This window comes from Viridibacillus sp. FSL H8-0110, from assembly GCF_038003565.1.
Classification (GTDB): domain Bacteria; phylum Bacillota; class Bacilli; order Bacillales_A; family Planococcaceae; genus Viridibacillus; species Viridibacillus arenosi.
Window position 1 is genome coordinate 2896005 of record NZ_JBBOPJ010000001.1, and the last position, 16458, is coordinate 2912462.

Annotated in this window: 18 protein-coding genes and 1 pseudogene; 6 read left to right on the plus strand and 13 right to left on the minus strand. The window is 33.2% G+C overall.

Annotated features, from left to right (window positions below; all coding sequences use genetic code 11):
* Window positions 1-384: 384 nt before the first annotated feature.
* From MHH98_RS14490 to MHH98_RS14515, 6 genes are all read right to left on the minus strand, one after another.
* Window positions 385-1182 (minus strand): PhzF family phenazine biosynthesis protein, encoded by a 798-nt coding sequence (locus MHH98_RS14490; RefSeq protein WP_051448836.1) that lies wholly within the window; start codon window positions 1180-1182, stop codon window positions 385-387.
* Between the two features lie 73 nt (window positions 1183-1255).
* A complete protein-coding gene (locus MHH98_RS14495; protein WP_268746473.1) occupies window positions 1256-1387 on the minus strand; it encodes a hypothetical protein in 132 nt (43 codons plus the stop codon).
* A gap of 2 nt (window positions 1388-1389) precedes the next feature.
* Window positions 1390-2658, minus strand: coding sequence for a helix-turn-helix domain-containing protein (locus tag MHH98_RS14500; protein WP_038190005.1), 1269 nt, complete (start codon window positions 2656-2658; stop codon window positions 1390-1392).
* Between the two features lie 267 nt (window positions 2659-2925).
* Entirely contained in the window at window positions 2926-3717 is a 792-nt protein-coding gene (locus MHH98_RS14505) for a class I SAM-dependent methyltransferase (protein ID WP_038190007.1), read from the minus strand.
* The gene (locus MHH98_RS14510; RefSeq protein WP_038190012.1) at window positions 3705-4142 is read right to left on the minus strand and encodes a BrxA/BrxB family bacilliredoxin; all 438 of its coding nucleotides are present in this window, start codon (window positions 4140-4142) and stop codon (window positions 3705-3707) included. Before MHH98_RS14510 ends, MHH98_RS14505 begins: the two co-directional genes overlap by 13 nt.
* Before the next feature lie 324 nt (window positions 4143-4466).
* A complete protein-coding gene (locus MHH98_RS14515; RefSeq protein WP_076065122.1) occupies window positions 4467-6302 on the minus strand; it encodes a DNA ligase D in 1836 nt (611 codons plus the stop codon).
* A 108-nt stretch (window positions 6303-6410) separates the two neighbouring features.
* On the opposite strand from MHH98_RS14515, the gene ku reads away from it, so the two are divergent.
* Together ku and MHH98_RS14525 are read left to right on the plus strand one after the other, a co-directional pair.
* Window positions 6411-7235: a non-homologous end joining protein Ku gene (gene ku, locus MHH98_RS14520; protein WP_038190018.1), complete on the plus strand. Its 825-nt coding sequence runs from the start codon at window positions 6411-6413 to the stop codon at window positions 7233-7235.
* Window positions 7236-7326: 91 nt separating this feature from the next.
* The gene (locus MHH98_RS14525; RefSeq protein WP_076033919.1) at window positions 7327-7584 is read left to right on the plus strand and encodes a GlsB/YeaQ/YmgE family stress response membrane protein; all 258 of its coding nucleotides are present in this window, start codon (window positions 7327-7329) and stop codon (window positions 7582-7584) included.
* Between the two features lie 166 nt (window positions 7585-7750).
* On the opposite strand, the gene MHH98_RS14530 is transcribed toward MHH98_RS14525, so the two are convergent.
* The 3 genes from MHH98_RS14530 to MHH98_RS14540 form a co-directional block, all read right to left on the minus strand.
* Window positions 7751-7933, minus strand: a complete 183-nt coding sequence (locus tag MHH98_RS14530) for a hypothetical protein (RefSeq protein WP_038190024.1) — start codon at window positions 7931-7933, stop codon at window positions 7751-7753.
* Window positions 7934-8463: 530 nt separating this feature from the next.
* Window positions 8464-9666: an MFS transporter gene (locus MHH98_RS14535; protein WP_038190027.1), complete on the minus strand. Its 1203-nt coding sequence runs from the start codon at window positions 9664-9666 to the stop codon at window positions 8464-8466.
* A gap of 25 nt (window positions 9667-9691) precedes the next feature.
* Window positions 9692-10273, minus strand: coding sequence for a TetR/AcrR family transcriptional regulator (locus MHH98_RS14540; protein WP_038190038.1), 582 nt, complete (start codon window positions 10271-10273; stop codon window positions 9692-9694).
* Between the two features lie 444 nt (window positions 10274-10717).
* Between MHH98_RS14540 and MHH98_RS14545 the strand changes: the two genes are divergently transcribed.
* Window positions 10718-10969, plus strand: a complete 252-nt coding sequence (locus tag MHH98_RS14545) for a GlsB/YeaQ/YmgE family stress response membrane protein (protein ID WP_038190041.1) — start codon at window positions 10718-10720, stop codon at window positions 10967-10969.
* Between the two features lie 112 nt (window positions 10970-11081).
* Here MHH98_RS14545 and MHH98_RS14550 read toward each other — a convergent pair whose 3' ends face one another.
* A complete protein-coding gene (locus MHH98_RS14550) occupies window positions 11082-11261 on the minus strand; it encodes a hypothetical protein (RefSeq protein WP_038190043.1) in 180 nt (59 codons plus the stop codon).
* Between the two features lie 473 nt (window positions 11262-11734).
* Between MHH98_RS14550 and MHH98_RS14555 the strand changes: the two genes are divergently transcribed.
* Complete coding sequence (locus MHH98_RS14555) at window positions 11735-13240, plus strand: succinate CoA transferase (protein ID WP_038190047.1); 1506 nt, start codon at window positions 11735-11737, stop codon at window positions 13238-13240.
* Window positions 13241-13714: 474 nt separating this feature from the next.
* Here the strand turns inward: MHH98_RS14555 and MHH98_RS14560 are convergent, their stop codons facing one another.
* Together MHH98_RS14560 and MHH98_RS14565 are read right to left on the minus strand one after the other, a co-directional pair.
* Window positions 13715-14563 carry a hypothetical protein gene (locus tag MHH98_RS14560; RefSeq protein ID WP_076033923.1) on the minus strand — a complete coding sequence of 283 codons (849 nt, stop codon included), beginning with the start codon at window positions 14561-14563 and terminating at the stop codon, window positions 13715-13717.
* 111 nt (window positions 14564-14674) lie between these two features.
* Window positions 14675-15115, minus strand: a complete 441-nt coding sequence (locus MHH98_RS14565; RefSeq protein WP_143690968.1) for a hypothetical protein — start codon at window positions 15113-15115, stop codon at window positions 14675-14677.
* A gap of 165 nt (window positions 15116-15280) precedes the next feature.
* On the opposite strand from MHH98_RS14565, the pseudogene MHH98_RS22130 reads away from it, so the two are divergent.
* Together MHH98_RS22130 and MHH98_RS14570 are read left to right on the plus strand one after the other, a co-directional pair.
* A pseudogene (locus tag MHH98_RS22130) lies at window positions 15281-15512 on the plus strand (helix-turn-helix domain-containing protein).
* A 265-nt stretch (window positions 15513-15777) separates the two neighbouring features.
* Window positions 15778-15948: an AAA family ATPase gene (locus tag MHH98_RS14570; RefSeq protein WP_412104701.1), complete on the plus strand. Its 171-nt coding sequence runs from the start codon at window positions 15778-15780 to the stop codon at window positions 15946-15948.
* Between the two features lie 37 nt (window positions 15949-15985).
* Here the strand turns inward: MHH98_RS14570 and MHH98_RS14575 are convergent, their stop codons facing one another.
* Window positions 15986-16441, minus strand: coding sequence for a hypothetical protein (locus tag MHH98_RS14575; protein WP_076065123.1), 456 nt, complete (start codon window positions 16439-16441; stop codon window positions 15986-15988).
* Window positions 16442-16458 lie beyond the last annotated feature (17 nt).

Sequence of the window (16458 nt, forward strand, 5' to 3'; positions counted from 1 at the left end):
ACTAGTATATTGATATGCTTGAAATAAACTATCATCATTTACAGCAGATATATGTACGTATTTGTAAAAATTTGTTCACAAATCCTTGATGTATAAGGAATTGTATAGATTTTTTACTTTATTCATTGTACAATAATAATGAATAAACATGTTCGCTTTTTGTAATAAAGGAGGGACAAAAATTATGTCTTCAATTGCTATTGGTATTGGATTTTTATGTTTATTAGGATACTTATGCTCTCTATGTTTCACGGACTAATATTTACTAAGCCGCCTTGTTCTATTTGAACAAGGCGGTTTTTCATTACAAAATCTATAAATTTTTTAATGATATTCTTCCTTGTATGCAAAAAACACAAGTACAATAAGTACTCGTGTTTTTTGTTAATTACATATTGGTATTAAACGCTGTCCTAAATAAAACGTCATTCCTTCTGTTTCAATAGGACGAGCAATGTGGGGGGCATTCATTAATATGCGGATGATTGAGACATTTTCATTTCTCAGTCTACATTCCGCTTTCATATTAAGTTTTTCAGTGAACATCTCATTTTTAAAGCGTCTAATATTATTAGCCGTGATTAAGAAAAATGATGATGCAAAAAGGCTATTAGAAACTTTTGCCTCTTTTATATTTAAATAATGGACAGACTGATCCACAGCAGGATAAACTTTTTCATGACTTTGAACTAAATTCCACGTCGGGAGCCCAGATTCTGTTACGCCATCTACTGCACAGCCATTCAATACCTGTAAAACCGGGTCACGACTTGCACCATAAGAATACGATGCACTTTTACATTCATTGAATGAATGTGAAGCTAGTTGTTTAGCATTTTTCTCCTTTTTAGCTTGCTTAAATAACTGTAAAGGGAAAATACCAACATTTGTTTCAGTGGTAATGACTTCTTTATTATTAGAAAATGGAGATTTCTCTAACGCATGAACAATTGCCATCGTACCATCAATTCCTGCATTCACTTCTCTAATTGGCGTAAAGTACCGAAGTCTTATATCAGCTAACTTAGACTTAACGATAAAAATTGTTTGCGTGAATCCAGTTTTCATTGCCACTTCTTGCATTTCAGAAGCTGTAAGTGAATTCCCGTCAAAAACAACCCCGATATTTGACTTACCCGTATGGCCACTTTTTCTCACTTCAAACATATAAACTTTGACCATGTCCTTGCTCACTTCCTTCAAGTAATATATAAGAGACCGCCTTATTGATTGAACAATAAGGCGTGGTTTAATATTAGAAACTGTTTAAAAATGCTGTGATGAAGTGTAGACGTCCTGGTTCAGCCATTGAGAAAGTAGTAATAGAAGCCCCCACAAATGATAATAATGATAAAAGACTTATTACAGCGATTTTAGTTTTTTTCATAGTTAATTCTCCCCTACATATTTTTTTAAGCATTCAGTGCAAAGTAATTGCATTTCAAATGCTTTTTTATATTTTTTATTCTTTGCTAAATAGGTTGCGTAATGCTCAGAAGCTAGCTTTAATTCTTTTAAATCAATATGTTCTTTAAATATTTCGATACTTTGTTGAATAAATTCTTCATATTTTACAAAGTTACCTTTTTCATATTCTACCTTTGCTACTAAAAAATAATATCCAGCTCTCTGTTTATTTGTTAAGATACTATCTTCTAAAATATCCATCTCACATTCAAGAGTTTCTAACTGATTTAGTTTCAATAATATTTCTAACCTTAGTCTATTAGAAACAAATTTGTCAGCATAGCTAACTGTTTTTTTATATTTGATAGCAAAATCTATTTGTGATAAAGCTTCATCTAATTGATTTGTCTGAAATAAGATAAATGCATAATTATGATGCAATAATGCCTTTAAATTATGAAATTCCGGACGACAGATATTAAGCCCTCTTTCGATAAACTCTATTGCTTGTTTAAATTCATTTTTCTCTATTAATAAAATTGAAATTAAATTATAACTGTCTCCAGCCTTCATCCATTCATGTAACTTTAAATATAAATCCTTAGCTTCTATAGCATAAGATAGTGCATATTCAAATTGGCATTGATGATAATGTGACATTGCAATATTATATGAGATACGAGCTTTTAGTAATTGATCTTCACTAGTCAAAAGAAGCCTCTTGAACATTTCTCCACTTATCTTATAATCTCCAACATAGTAATGATATACCGCGGTGACATAAAGATATTGATACCTTGTAGAAACAAATAATTGAGATTCATCAATTTCTACTTTTGCAATTTCATTTTCATATAATTCAATTGCCAGATTATCTTGTTCCATCTTTACTAATGCTAAAAACTTAAGAAGCATAAAGTAATATTCTTGTCGAACGGAAGGTATATATTGAAATTGAACTTGATGTAAGTCCAAAAATTGCCGGACCTCTTCAACACTCTCCTTTTCAATTTTAGTTTCCAGGGTGGATAAGATATTTTGCATTTCAGTTGTATCTTCATAAATATTATGAAAATATCTTTCCGGCACTTCAAGTCTACCGGCTAGTAACTTGAGTGTATCAATAGAAGGGGTATATCTGCAATTCTCAATATTGCTGTAATGGGTTGGCGAGATGATTCCGTGACAAATATCTGCCTGTTTTAACCCCTTTAAAAGTCTGATTCGTTTAATTCTATTGCCAAGCTTCAAATCTTTCTCCCCCACTTCACAAAGAGCTAGTCATTTCTAAGAAAATATTGTTTTTTGATTTTAATTGAAATAAATACCAAAAAAGTATATTTCGGTGATTTTTTAGTGCCATTCCCTATTTACATTTTATTATTTAATAGGCATTTAGTATATAAAAAATAACATTTCTCTTTAAATAAATCATGATTAATAGGTAATTATTAGACATATTTTATTATAAAAAAACTGCTATTCACCGATTTTGATACCGTGAATAACAGTTTTTTTTTATGTTACTTCCTTAATTCCATAGTGAAATTTTGACGACAGACGGGTATCTCGAACAAAGCCATATTGCTCAAATAAATCAGAGCGGAAGTGCGCTTTTAATACTACTCTTTTCTTAGCAACACGTTCTGCTTGTACCATCCATTCATCCGATAACCCTTCATGAAGGCCTGCTTTTCGAAGTGGTTGAAAGCTAGTAGACTCTTCAATCGTTTCTTCGAACATTGGGTCCATATAGACTACTTCAAAACTATTGTCAGGTTGTAATTTCAAATAATCTAATGCTACTGAATGAACGACTTCAATCTGTTCCATACAAGAAAGAAGTGGTAAATCCGTTATATCGTAGCGCTTCATCCCTTCGCTTACGATGAATGCAACATTGGCATTACCCTCACAGCCAATTACTTTACCTGATTCACCGACCGCAAAAGCCGCCATCATACTATCTGTTGCCATACCTAATGTACAATCAAGAAAGGTATCGCCCTCATTCAACTGGCATGCAGCTAAAAAGGTATCTATTTCCCCCCTAGCTGCACGTTTCAAACGGAATGCTGCAGAACTTGGGTGGAAGAAGAAAGGAGCATCTGCCCCTAACGCATGATATTCATAGCGGTTTTTTCCCGCAACAATTACATTTGCATTATAAAATGTTGCCATTTTCGCAATACCACGCTTTTTTCGCTCAACAAAACGTACATTTAACGTGCTACATGCTCGTTCGGCAAGTTGCTTTGATAATGCATCTGGTCTTGCTGCAGTGGTAACAATCGTTGTTATTTCGCACATACTTGATCTAACACACCTGCTAAATGATCACGTACTTGCTCCATCGCGAATCCCTCGATTTGTTCACGTGGGATGAAATAAGCTAACTGACCATCTTTTAATAGTGCAATAGAAGGAGAGCTTGGTAACACTTCCTCAAAATAACTACGCATTTGTGCAGTTGCTTCCTTATCTTGTCCAGCAAATACTGTCACTAAATGATCTGGTTTATGTTCAGCAGCCTCAAGAGCTGCAGCAACAGCCGGTCTTGCTAAACCTGCAGCACAACCACAAACTGAGTTAATCACTACAAGTGAAGTACCTTTAGATTCTTGAACATGATCAGCAACATCATCTGGAGTTAATAGCTCTGTAAATCCAACATTAACTAGCTCCTCGCGCATTGGTTTAACAATACCTAACATATATTCTTCGTAAGCATTCATATTTTCATCCTCTTTCGTATCTATTTATATTCCTTGATTTATAAGGGTTTTTACCTTCTTATTGTATATGTACTTTCGTATAATTTCACCCTTTTTCACTTCTTATGTGATTTTTTTGTGATTTTTTCGAAAAAGATCACAATACAAATTCGTGCATAATATGCAACGAAAAACGATAAAGAGCGACTGCCAATTGGCTATCGCTCTTTATCATGTTCTAACAAGTACCTAATCTTACTAGAAGGCTTATATTCCCCCTTCATATTGGATAATACGTTATTTGCAATAAAAGGTGAATGATAGTTTATGATGTTTTTTCAATTTTTATTTTTCTAACAATCCTTTTAATTGTTTAAGTACAGTTGTAAATTCTTTATCATTTTCACTTTCCCTAAAATTGCGGAAAGGATTCCCTACTTTATTGATACGTTCTAAAACAGCAGAGATAGTAAACATACTCGGATTTAAAGTCTCGTTTACTTCATCCCAGAATAACGGCGTCGCAATGAATCCTTTTTCATTTCCCCTCGGTGAATATGGGGCAATTATTGTCTTCCCCTCACGATGTTGTACATAATCCAGGTACAATTTATTATTTCTATTTTTCTTTAAGCGTTCAGTCGTAAACCATTGTGGATTTTGTTCAATTAAAAAGTCACAAACAAACTTAGTGAATATACCAGTCTCTTCATATGAAAATTTATCTAAAGGTAATGGAATATATATCTGCATTCCCTTTCCTCCAGAGGTCTTTACAAAAGAAATTAATTCGAATTGATCAAAGATAGCTTTCATATGCAATGCAGCTTCGACTGCTAAATGAAATTCATTTACAGATGGTGGATCCAAGTCAAATACAATTTCAGTTGGTCTATTTGTGTGAATAGGTTGAAATGGTATATGAAACTCTATAGCGAGTTGGTTTCCTAACCACAATAAGCTTTCGATGTTATTACAAATAATGAAGTTTGTATCTCCTACTTGTGTCGTTGTAACAAAATCAGGTACATTATCTGGACTACTTTTCTGATAAAAGCTTTCTCCTGGTACCCCGTGGGGATAACGAATAAGCGTTAAATTTCGGTCACGTAAAAACGGTAGCATATAAGGAGACACATTTTGTAGATACAATAAGTAATCATCCTTTAAAATATTGCTTGGAGGCCATATAGGCTTATCCGGATTTGTAACCTGAACTGATTCAGGAATTGGATGAAGTTGACGTTGCATTTGCTGCCAATGACATTCATCAGGACTCATCTCCAACTTAAAGGAATTGAATCTTGGTTCTCTTAATGTTTCTCCCATAAAATCAATGCACGCTATTTCTACACATATAGATGGTTCCAGTTCCCAAATGCTTTCTGAAATTTTTACCCCATTTGATTGAAATAGTGCAATTAAAGTATTGGTCTCTTCTTCTTTAAGACCGTGTTTAAACGTTACTACTTCCACAAGATGCTTATCTTGATAAATAGCACCATGAAAAAAGCCATTACTTTTATTGTATTTCGTAAGAATGGTAGTAACATATCTCCAATTTTTTATTTTTAACCAGTTAGTCGTTCTCTTTTCGCTAATCCATTTACTAGTCTTTCGTTTTGCAATAATCCCCTCTCCATTACTGACTAAGATTTTCTTCCACAATTCATTACTATCACTAAAAACGTCTATTGCTTGTAATCGATTAATGTCTTCATAATTTATTGTAGGTGGAAGTCTGAGCGTTTCAAATAATTTTTGTAAGACCTCTTTCCGCTTAATAAAATATGAGTTTGTCTGGCACTTCCCTTTATTTTCTAAACAGTCAAACACGACAAAATGACATGAGAATTTTTCTACATGCTTCTTTATAGTATTTTGACTACGCATTCGACCTCTTGTTTGTACTACAGAAAAATTACTATGAAAATTATTTGTTAAAAAAACAATTTCACCATCTAAAGTTAATGGTATAAACGATTTAATCTGTTCTTTAATTTCAAGGCAAAAATCAATTATCTCAGGGAAATTATGATTAAGTATATTCCCATTTCTACTTATAAGTGTAGGTTCTTCATCCCAAATAAGCATACATCTGAATCCGTCATACTTTGCTTCATACAACCAATCTTCTCCTATTGGAATTTCAGTTGAAGCCGTTAAGAGCATTGGTTTCAATTTCTCTCCTACTTTCGAATGGAATACATTTAGTTTTCGATTATTTCTGCTATTGATACATAAAAAAGGCGAATAATTGCATAGTAAGAAGAAAACGAGGTGAAAGTAATGCACACAGTTTGGAAAGGTAGCATTAGTTTTGGATTGGTTAACATACCAGTTAAACTCCATACTGCAACTGAAAATAAAGATATTAAGCTGAGACAACTACACAAGGAATGTAATACACCAATCAGTTATAAAAAGGTATGTGAGGGTTGTAATAAAGAAGTTAAAGACGAGGATATTGTGAAAGCATATGAATATGCAAAAAATAAGTTTGTAGTATTAGATGCTGATGAACTTGAAAATTTAAGAAAAGAAAATGAAGATAAGGCAGTAGAAATAATAGATTTTGTAAGGATAGAAGAAATTGATCCCATCTATTTTGACCGTTCTTATTTTTTATCTCCAGATACCACAGGCAGTAAAGCATATTCTCTTTTAAGAAAAACCTTAGAAGAATCCGGTAAGATAGGTGTTGCTAAAATCATTATAAGATCTAAAGAACAATTGGCAATAGTACGTGTATATAAGGATTCGTTAGTTATGGAAACCATTCATTTCCCTGATGAAGTTAGGAGTGTTGCTGATGTACCTAATATTCCGAGTGAACAAATAGTAGTTCAGAAGGAGCTTGATACAGCTCTACTGTTAGTGGATCAACTAACAACTGTATTTGAACCGACAAAATACACTGACGAGTATAGAACGGCATTGATGGAATTAATTGAAGAAAAGAAAACTAGCAGTACTGTAACTGCAAGCGATAAACAGCCAGTACCCAATAATGTTACTGATTTAATGACGGCACTTCAAGCTTCGTTAGATAAGACTAAGACTACTAAGAAAAAAACAACTACGAGAAAGAAAGTTACAAAAAAGACTTCTTAAACAGTTTTTAGGAAATGAACAATCCTTAACAATACATGTTTCACTTTCAGTTAAAAGGGAAAAAAATATCAATTTTATAGGAGGTATAAATATGTTTAGTTTTCTTTGGTTTCTTATTATAGGTGGTATTCTAGGTTGGTTAGCGAGCTTAATTATAGGTAAGGATATCCCAGGCGGAATTATTGGTAATATTATTGCAGGTATTATTGGCGCTTGGATAGGAGGAAGTTTGTTTGGACAATGGGGACCAGCCTTAAGTGATTTTTATATCTTCCCTGCTTTACTTGGTTCTATTATATTAATTTTAATAGTAAGCTTTATTATGTCATTAATGCGTAAAGCCGCTTGATGATGGGTGAATTGATAATATCAACCACTGTTATGTAAAAATGGTAGAACCAGCAGAAAAGTAATTAATTTCCCGTCCTTATTATGTTTAGGGACGGGATTTTTTTATTAACTTATTGCACTAATTTGTACCAGTTTAATTAATCAAACCTGACTTCGCTCCCCTTTTATTCATTACATGCATTAGTTGGCTCATCACCGAATACTTTAGCGAATGTGTTAGATATCTTTTGTGTTTGTAAGCACATTTTATATTCTTTTTCATCTGATAATCCAAAGTTCAATACTAAACTTGCCATGATAGTTACTGAAAATACTACACCTAACCCAATAATCATTTTCTTTTTCATTTTGATTTCCCCTTTCAATTTGAAAATATTACCTATTACAAGCGTATCAAAGATTTAATAGCCCGTATATACAGTAGCAGACTGACAAAATTCTAAGACTCTAGTCTTAGAATTTCTAACTCGTAATTCGATATGTTTGGTTCCATCTTCTAGCTTCCACTCAGTTGTTTGTACTACACTTTTTAAGGTGACGAACCTACAGAAAAATAATTATTTTCCTTTCCTTATTAGATTTAAGTACGGAATTTTTTTGTACAAATAAAAAAGCCCTATCCAATCTATTAGCTACAGTTCTTTCAGATACTTTAAATTTTGAGTAACTATTGTATATGTACTTTCGTATAATTTCACCATATTTCACTTCTTATGCGATTTTTTCGAAAAAACCATATTATAATTTGTCCTTTATAAGTAAATAAAAAGACATAAACTAAACCCCGAATTGGATCACTTTTCAAGTGTCCAATATTCGGGGTTCAGTTCACATAGAAACAATATATTTCTTCAGAAGGCATCTAATGCTTTTCTAATTATTCTGCAAAGCTTTCTGCCATTTTATTTTCTTTCCAAATGAATGTAAAACCAAGGCCGATGACCAAAATGACAGCTGCAAAAAGATATGGATAGTTTATATTTACGTCAAATAGTATTCCGGCCATAGCTGGTCCTACAATATTACCTAAGCTCGTATAGGTTGAGTTCATTCCAGCAACAAATCCTTGCTCTTTTCCGCCTGCTTTTGATAAAAATGTCGTCAATGCTGGGCGAAGCAAGTCAAATGCTAAGAAGATAAAGCAAGTAACCGTCAATACTGCCAAATAGCTAGAGATCATGGTAGAACCCACCGCCAGTATTGCACCTACAATTAGACATAATTGGATTAGTTTCTTTTCACCAAGAATATCTACTAATTTTCCGAACATAAATACTTGTACAACAACTCCGAAGATTGAGCTTATAGTAATAATAGCTGCAATGTCCTTCGGCGTGAAGCCAAATTTATGATCAGAAAAAAGGCTAAAAACTGTTTCATATGCTGATAAACCGAACGCCAGCACAAATACAATGATAAATGCAATAAAGAAAACCGGATTAAGTGATTTTTTTAAATCGCCTATAAAGTTTGTTTGCTTATTATTAGCGAAGTTTTCAGCAAGTTGTTCTTTTGTTAACGGCTCTTTCAAAATAAACATTGATGAAATGCATGCTAAAAAAGCAATGCCGGCCGCAAAGAAGAATGGCAAGCGTATACCATATTCAGCGATGAAACCACCAATACCAGGTCCTATAATAAAACCAGTACTAATGGCAGCAGAGATATAGCCCATTGCTTTTGGTCGTTCCTGAACTGATGTAATATCTGCAACATATGCAGTAACACCTGGCATAATAAAGGCGGCACTAATACCCCCTAGGATCCTTGATAAATAAAGTACCGATACGTGAGTACCTACACCAAAGATAAGTTCTGAAATACCAAAAAGGAATAAACCGAGTGTAATGATTTTCTTTCTGCCATAACGGTCAACCCAACGCCCTGCAAATGGTGACATAATCAGTTGTGCTACCGCAAATACAGCAATAAGATAGCCCATCGTACTTCCTGATAAATGCATGATATTCATAAAGGACGGCATAACCGGGATGATAAGCCCTATTCCTAGAAATGGAATGAATATATTGCTAAGCAGAATTAATAATACTGCTTTTTGATCTTTTATTGGTTTCTTCATGTATTAACACCTCTTTCTGTATGATTCAATGATGTGATACTCCCCTCCAAAATACTGTCCAAGAGGCTTCTAATTTATCCTTTAGCCGTTTTTCATCATTGCCGTAAACAAGTTCCAGCAAAATGGAATCGACAACTCCTAAGAAAGCATAAGTCGGCGTTACAGCTGACTCTCCAACGATTAATTTATCATTGATCCAATCCTGAAATTTTCTTTCCAGTATCGTCTGCACCTTTCCCTCAATATCTATGACTTCTTGTTCGATTACTTTTTCAAGATGGGCTGGTGGAAAAAAAGACATACGAAGCCAAAACTTTAACTGCTCATTTTTTTGGAAAAGATCTATGATCAATTGTAGAAATCCGTACAATACTTTTTCAGGATTTTTTTTATCAACTTTACTGAAATATTGGAGTTTTGAAGATAGCTCTGTCTCTTTCGCATCATGTAAAACTTGCAGAAAAAGATCATCTTTCCCTTTAAAATGGGAATAAATGGATTGTTTTTTCATACCAACTTCTTCAGCTATTAGAGAAAGGGAAGCTCCTTCATAACCATGAATTGTGAAATATTTTAGAGCTGCATCCTTAATTTCATCACTTTTCAATAATGTCACCTCAATTAATTACCTAACGAACGGTCGTTAGTTATACTAGCAAATTAAATAAAGAAAAGCAAGTGGAAAATACTCTACACTTGTGAAGTTTTGGTGTGAGTATTATAAGGTTGCAGAATAGTAAAGTAGCTGGAGGAAAATGGTTCAAAAGATAATATTTTATGTATCTGTGGAGAATGCGAAAAGATGTTTCAAGATGAGAAATAGTCGCATATGGCCTATCTATGAATTTAACAATGAATATTGCAAATCGAACAATTGATAAACTTGTAGATGCTTTGTAAGGACACAAGCATTAATACACTCAGATCAAAAATCCTCCCCTCCCCATACAGAAAGCAGAGTTAATTCTGAAACTTATTTTACTATTACAATTTATGTTTCATATTTATTTTATCGGGAATAAGTACAGCATGATTATAGGGAGGTTTACATATGTTTAGTTTTATTTGGTATCTTATTATTGGTGGGATTTTAGGTTGGTTAGCAGGTTTAATTCTTGGTAAGGATATTCCAGGAGGAGTTATAGGTAATATTATCGCAGGTATTATTGGTGCCTGGATAGGAGGAACATTATTAGGACAATGGGGTCCAACATTAAGTGACTTCTATATTATCCCAGCTTTAATTGGGTCTATCATATTAATTTTCTTCGTAAGTTTCATCATTAGATTAATGAATAAATAAAAATAAAGACCTGGGCTCATTGCTCAGGTTTTTATTCTCTCCCGAATATTCATGTCTATAAGAAAAGCACCATAATCAAGCCTTGACTACTTTTTACGTTTAGATGGTTAGTTTATACCGTTTTCGCTTTTCTTTTCTTATTAATATAGAAAGAAAAAAGATATCCAGCAGTCCAACCAAACACCATTAAAATAAACAATTCAAAATTGAATTTACCATAATAAAGCGATTGAACAATTAATACTACCGTTATAAAAATAAGAGATATGAAATAGTTTTTTATTCGAGGCAATTAAAACTACCTCCTTTTAAATTTTATTTAACAATGTACTTTTTAATGACACCAAACTAAATCATACATTGAAAAGACACTTGATGTATGTAATAAAAAAATGATATCCGTAACAACGTGAAATTTTATTAATCAAATAATCAATTAAAAGTGAACTATAGCAGCTCAGAAGATTCATCCAAATCTATTGTAATCTTTTCCACTTCCTTTACAGTATAGTATTTGTGAGCTAATCATAAACTATTTCAATAATCTTTATATTATTATCTCATATAATACTCCCTATATTTTCATCAAAAGTAAGTCTCTCACTCAAACAAAGAATTATATTTTTTTAAAAAAAAAATAAATAATTTCTTTATTTTTAGTCATATTTTCCCTTTGTCTCGAATATATGAATCATATGGTGGTTTTTGAATCATCCTTGCTATGGATAAAGACTGTAGAAAATGAAGCACTTAGGAGGAGTTAAGATGAAAGCAACGATTGAGAAACGTTTAGGTTTGAAGGAATTAGCGGACAAAGTTGTTTCTGCCGAAGAAGCTGCAGCACTAATTTCAGATGGAGATGTAGTTGGGATGAGTGGATTTACTCGTGCAGGAGACGCGAAAGTTGTGCCATTAGCACTAGTAGAACGTGCCAAAAACGAAAAATTCCAAATCGATGTTTATACAGGTGCTTCTCTTGGCCCTGAAGTAGACCGTTATTTAGCTGAAGCTGGCGTTATTCGTAAGCGTGGACCATATCAAGGTGAACCTGCATTACGAAATCTCATTAATAAGGGTGAAGTTCTATATGTAGACGGTCACCTTTCTCATGTTGCTGAATTAGTCCGACAAAATATTTATGGACCTATTAAATTCGCTATCATTGAGGCATGCGCTATTACGAAAGATGGTTATTTAATTCCTACAAATTCGGTTGGAAACTCACCAATCCTTGCAGATTTTGCAGAAAATATTATTGTTGAACTAAACATTTCATGCTCAGAATCTTTCATTGGTATTCATGATATTTATGTGCCTGAAAAGCAAGGTGATCGTGGTCCAATCCCAGTAGTAAGCGCTACTGATCGTATTGGAGAAATTGGCATTAAAATTGATCCTAAAAAAATCAAAGCTATTGTCATTTCAGAAAACACGGATGCCCCTTCTTTAATTGTGCCTCCTGATGAGGAAACAGATATTATGGCCAATAATCTACTTAATTTCTTACGAGATGAAATTAAGGCAGGTAGATTAACTTCTAAACTTGCTCCAATTCAATCTGGTGTTGGCTCAGTAGCAAATGCTGTCTTACAAGGATTCCAAGATTCAGAATTTGAAGATTTAGAAATTTATTCTGAAGTTCTACAAGATGCTGTCTTCCATCTAATTGATGCTGGAAAAGTAACATTTGCATCTGCTACTTCGATTACATTATCTGAGGAATTAGGTAAAGAAGTATTTGAAAATATGGACAAGTACGCTGATAAACTGTGCTTACGACCACAAGAAATAACTAACCAACCTGAAATAATTCGTCGTTTAGGTTTAATCTCAGTCAATGCAGCACTAGAGGCTGATATTTATGGGAATGTCAATTCAACACATGTTTCTGGTACACGAATGATGAATGGAATTGGCGGATCCGGTGACTTTGCCAGAAATGCAAGATTAGGTATTTTCGTAACAAAGTCTTATGCTAAAGGTGGCACTATCTCATCAATTGTTCCCATGGTCTCACACGTAGATCATACCGAACATGATGTAGATGTTTTGATTACTGAGCAAGGTGTAGCTGATCTACGCGGTTTAGCTCCGAAAGAACGCGTGCCTTTAATCATTGAAAACTGTGCACATCCCGATTACAAAGAACAACTATGGGCGTATTATAATGATGCTGTAAAAAAAACAGGTAATAGCCAAACACCTCATAATTTAGAAAAAGTATTTTCTTGGTACGTCAACTACGCTAAAAATGGAACAATGGTTGAGTAATTGTTCCGCTTGGTACACATTTAAACCAATCCTTTAAATAAAGAAAGAGCGCCTTTCCTGTAACAGAATAGTTGTCTTACTTCAACGCCCTTCACGTTAAATCATGAAAAGCTATATATCAATGATGAATGATATTTTCTGTATGGCTATCTCTTTCATTACCGCTCATTGCTAGTGGGGGACTTGGGGGACTATTTGGGGGACCCATAAAATTATAAGGGGTTGGTAAATACAAAGCTGGCAGGCGCGTATACAACTCTAAAAATATATTTAAAAAGAGCGATGGCCTCTAGGCTATCGCTCTTTATTATATTCTAACCCTAGTCGCATTTTTACTTCCTCATTCACTTTATTAAGTAAAGCCACTTTAGAGTAACGCAATTCTTTATCGTTTCCTCGAATTTCAACAGTGTAAGCAACAAAATCAAAACTTACTTTTGGTGTATTAGCATCGCCGGCAATTTGTGGTTCATATTAATTTCCACCAAAACTCAATAATCTATAACTATCTTTACTACTATTATGCATAAGAGCATATTTGCCTTTAGGATTTCTTTGAGTTACTTTTTTAGAAGGAAGAACTTTTTTCCCTTTAGAATTGCCACCTTTTGTGACCGTTAATTTATAATTCTTGGAACTTTTTTTCAGCTTTTTTACTTTTGAATGAAAAGCTTTCGCTTTATTTAAATAATCTTCAATGTTTACTGCTTGTACATACTTATCTTTACCATGTTTTTTATTATGAAACTCGATAGAAGCTGGTGTAGAAACGAATGTTCCTTTATTCCAGTTAGAATATTTATTTTTTTTAACATGATAATACCCTGTTGAACTACCTTTGTTTAAATCACCCTTTTTAGTTCTTGCTGTAATTTCAAATTTATATTTTGTATTTAAAGATCGTACAGGTAAATCAACAAAGGCAATTTGTTTATTTGTCCAAGGTTGAACATTATAAAATGTTTTCACTTTCTTCGTTATCCCTTGATATGAAACTTTCCCGGTTTTTGAATCAATACTTCCGTTAGTTCCATAAGCGGTAATTTTTACAGTCACTTGTTGCATAGCGGAACCTTTTGTTGAAACTCCTATTGAAATCCCTCCAGCCAAGGGATAACTATCTACTGTCAATAAATATGCTTTTGAAGACGAAGTCTTCAATAATTTTGCTTCATCACCATTATGTACTTTTATGTTTATATCCTTTTCTTCTACTAATTCTTTTGCAGATACACCTAAATTATTCGGAATAAGATAAAATAATAAGAACATAGTGAATACAACAAAAAACTTACAAAAAGTATTAATTTTACTTTTATTCAATAATTCCACCTCCAAAGCTTTATATTACTATTTATATAATAAAAAAGCGTTAAAAATAGTGAAATTAGAACATTTTACATAATCCACACACTTATCAGTAAATTCTTATACCTATAAACCTATGAAAAATAAAAGGTATTTACCTGTTTTTAGTTTTTCAATACACTCTAATCCTTTTTGTAAATTAAACAAAATCTCTTGTTTATCATTTATTTCTCCCCATTTATCAAAACGAATGGGTTCCTCTTCCTTTTCAATTGATTGTCGCCATTTTTCCAATGTATCATTTAACAAAGGCACAGACTCTTTCACAAAAATATTAACACCAGCACAAAAATAATGTGTATCCGCCTCTAAAGTATCACTAGGATAACTCGCTGCTGGTACCCTAGCTAATAAATGTTCACCATAATAATCAACTAGTTCATCTGCAATTTTAAAATAATTCATCGAGCCCTCTAAAACCCCACTATGTAAAACTTCTAATGTTTCATTTAATACTTCTTCAGGGTCTTTTTCTATTGGAAAAAGAACAAAATCATAATAATCCATAATCATAATTCCTCTCTTCTATCTTTTCGTTGTAAATCATTTGTTATTGGATATTACAATTTTACTTCAATAATTGTTTTCCCACAAAGTAAATATACAATGATTATATAACCTCTCTTTTATCACTTTAGCTGTATTCTGTTTATGAGGTTGTAAGGAAAGATAATGGATATTAACAATTATATGACTCCAACTGAAGCTGCTTATCGTTGGGGCATATCTTATAACACCTTACAAGAACGATTTAAAGATAGGACGAAATGAAGAAGAAATACAGGCATTTATTAATGAAGGTCTATTAAAGTATTTCGTTAAACCTGAAGGAAAACGTGGCGAATGGATAATTTCAACCACAGCTATGGAGAAGTGGTATGGTGAGGAACTCTTTTTAGGATAATTAATTTAAGGCTTTACGAGTCTGTGCAATTTCGAACTGTTTACTATGCAATTCTAAAGAGTTTAGGGATTAATTCGTTCTTGAACTTATGAAGATATTATGTTGTACATGATTTAATTTTGGCTGAAAGCTATCTTATCAACATATTGTTATAGATGGTTCATGATATAACACAAAAAAGGACAAACCTCAATTTGGTTTGTCTTTTTCTCTAAAAATTTTGTGACCCCATCGAACGACTTGTTAAGCCTGTCGGAATTTGATTGTGTTTGATAGCCTTGATATCAAAGGCATTCGCCAAAACAGCATTGCATTAATTGGTCAACCCGGTGTTGGTAAAACGCATTTGTTGATGGCAGTGGCTAACAACTCGATGAAAGCGTCTATGGTATCAATAGTTACCCAAACTTTTTTTAACTCTTATTTTTTCTATTAGCGAATAAGAAAGCATATCCCTCGATTTGTAATGGTTCTTATTTAGATAGTAACGGATAAAATTGTTCGAAAAATGTATTATCTACCGTTCGAATATACGCCGTACTTCCGATGACGCCCATTTGATTCCGCATTTCTGCATATTTATTATCATATAAAATAAACGTCATGATTTCATCGTTTTCATCACTTCTGAAGACAAGTTTGTAATGTTTTTCCGTTTCCTTTATGTCTAGCACAGCAGCTCTAACTTCCATTTGTAATAATTGTTCTAAAAATTGCTGTACTTGCTGTTTATCCCTTGTTTCAAATAAATCCAATGTTGGATACTCCACTAGTAACATGTAATCTAGCGATTGTTCGTCTATAATTCCAGTGTTGAATGTTGAATCTGTGACTTCATACAATGACTTGGTTAGGAATGTGGCATATAATTCACGACTAATATACGCTATGAGCAATACTAAACCAAGACCAACGATTATTTTTTTCACACGAATTCCTCTTTCTG

Coding starts and splice junctions, on each gene's coding strand:
- MHH98_RS14490 (WP_051448836.1), bottom strand. CDS start 1,182: ATGGTCAAAGTTTATATGTTTGAAGTGAGAAAAAGTGGCCATACGGGT.
- MHH98_RS14495 (WP_268746473.1), bottom strand. CDS start 1,387: ATGAAAAAAACTAAAATCGCTGTAATAAGTCTTTTATCATTATTATCA.
- MHH98_RS14505 (WP_038190007.1), bottom strand. CDS start 3,717: ATGTGCGAAATAACAACGATTGTTACCACTGCAGCAAGACCAGATGCA.
- MHH98_RS14510 (WP_038190012.1), bottom strand. CDS start 4,142: ATGAATGCTTACGAAGAATATATGTTAGGTATTGTTAAACCAATGCGC.
- ku (WP_038190018.1), top strand. CDS start 6,411: ATGCACACAGTTTGGAAAGGTAGCATTAGTTTTGGATTGGTTAACATA.
- MHH98_RS14525 (WP_076033919.1), top strand. CDS start 7,327: ATGTTTAGTTTTCTTTGGTTTCTTATTATAGGTGGTATTCTAGGTTGG.
- MHH98_RS14530 (WP_038190024.1), bottom strand. CDS start 7,933: ATGAAAAAGAAAATGATTATTGGGTTAGGTGTAGTATTTTCAGTAACT.
- MHH98_RS14535 (WP_038190027.1), bottom strand. CDS start 9,666: ATGAAGAAACCAATAAAAGATCAAAAAGCAGTATTATTAATTCTGCTT.
- MHH98_RS14545 (WP_038190041.1), top strand. CDS start 10,718: ATGTTTAGTTTTATTTGGTATCTTATTATTGGTGGGATTTTAGGTTGG.
- MHH98_RS14555 (WP_038190047.1), top strand. CDS start 11,735: ATGAAAGCAACGATTGAGAAACGTTTAGGTTTGAAGGAATTAGCGGAC.
- MHH98_RS14565 (WP_143690968.1), bottom strand. CDS start 15,115: ATGGATTATTATGATTTTGTTCTTTTTCCAATAGAAAAAGACCCTGAA.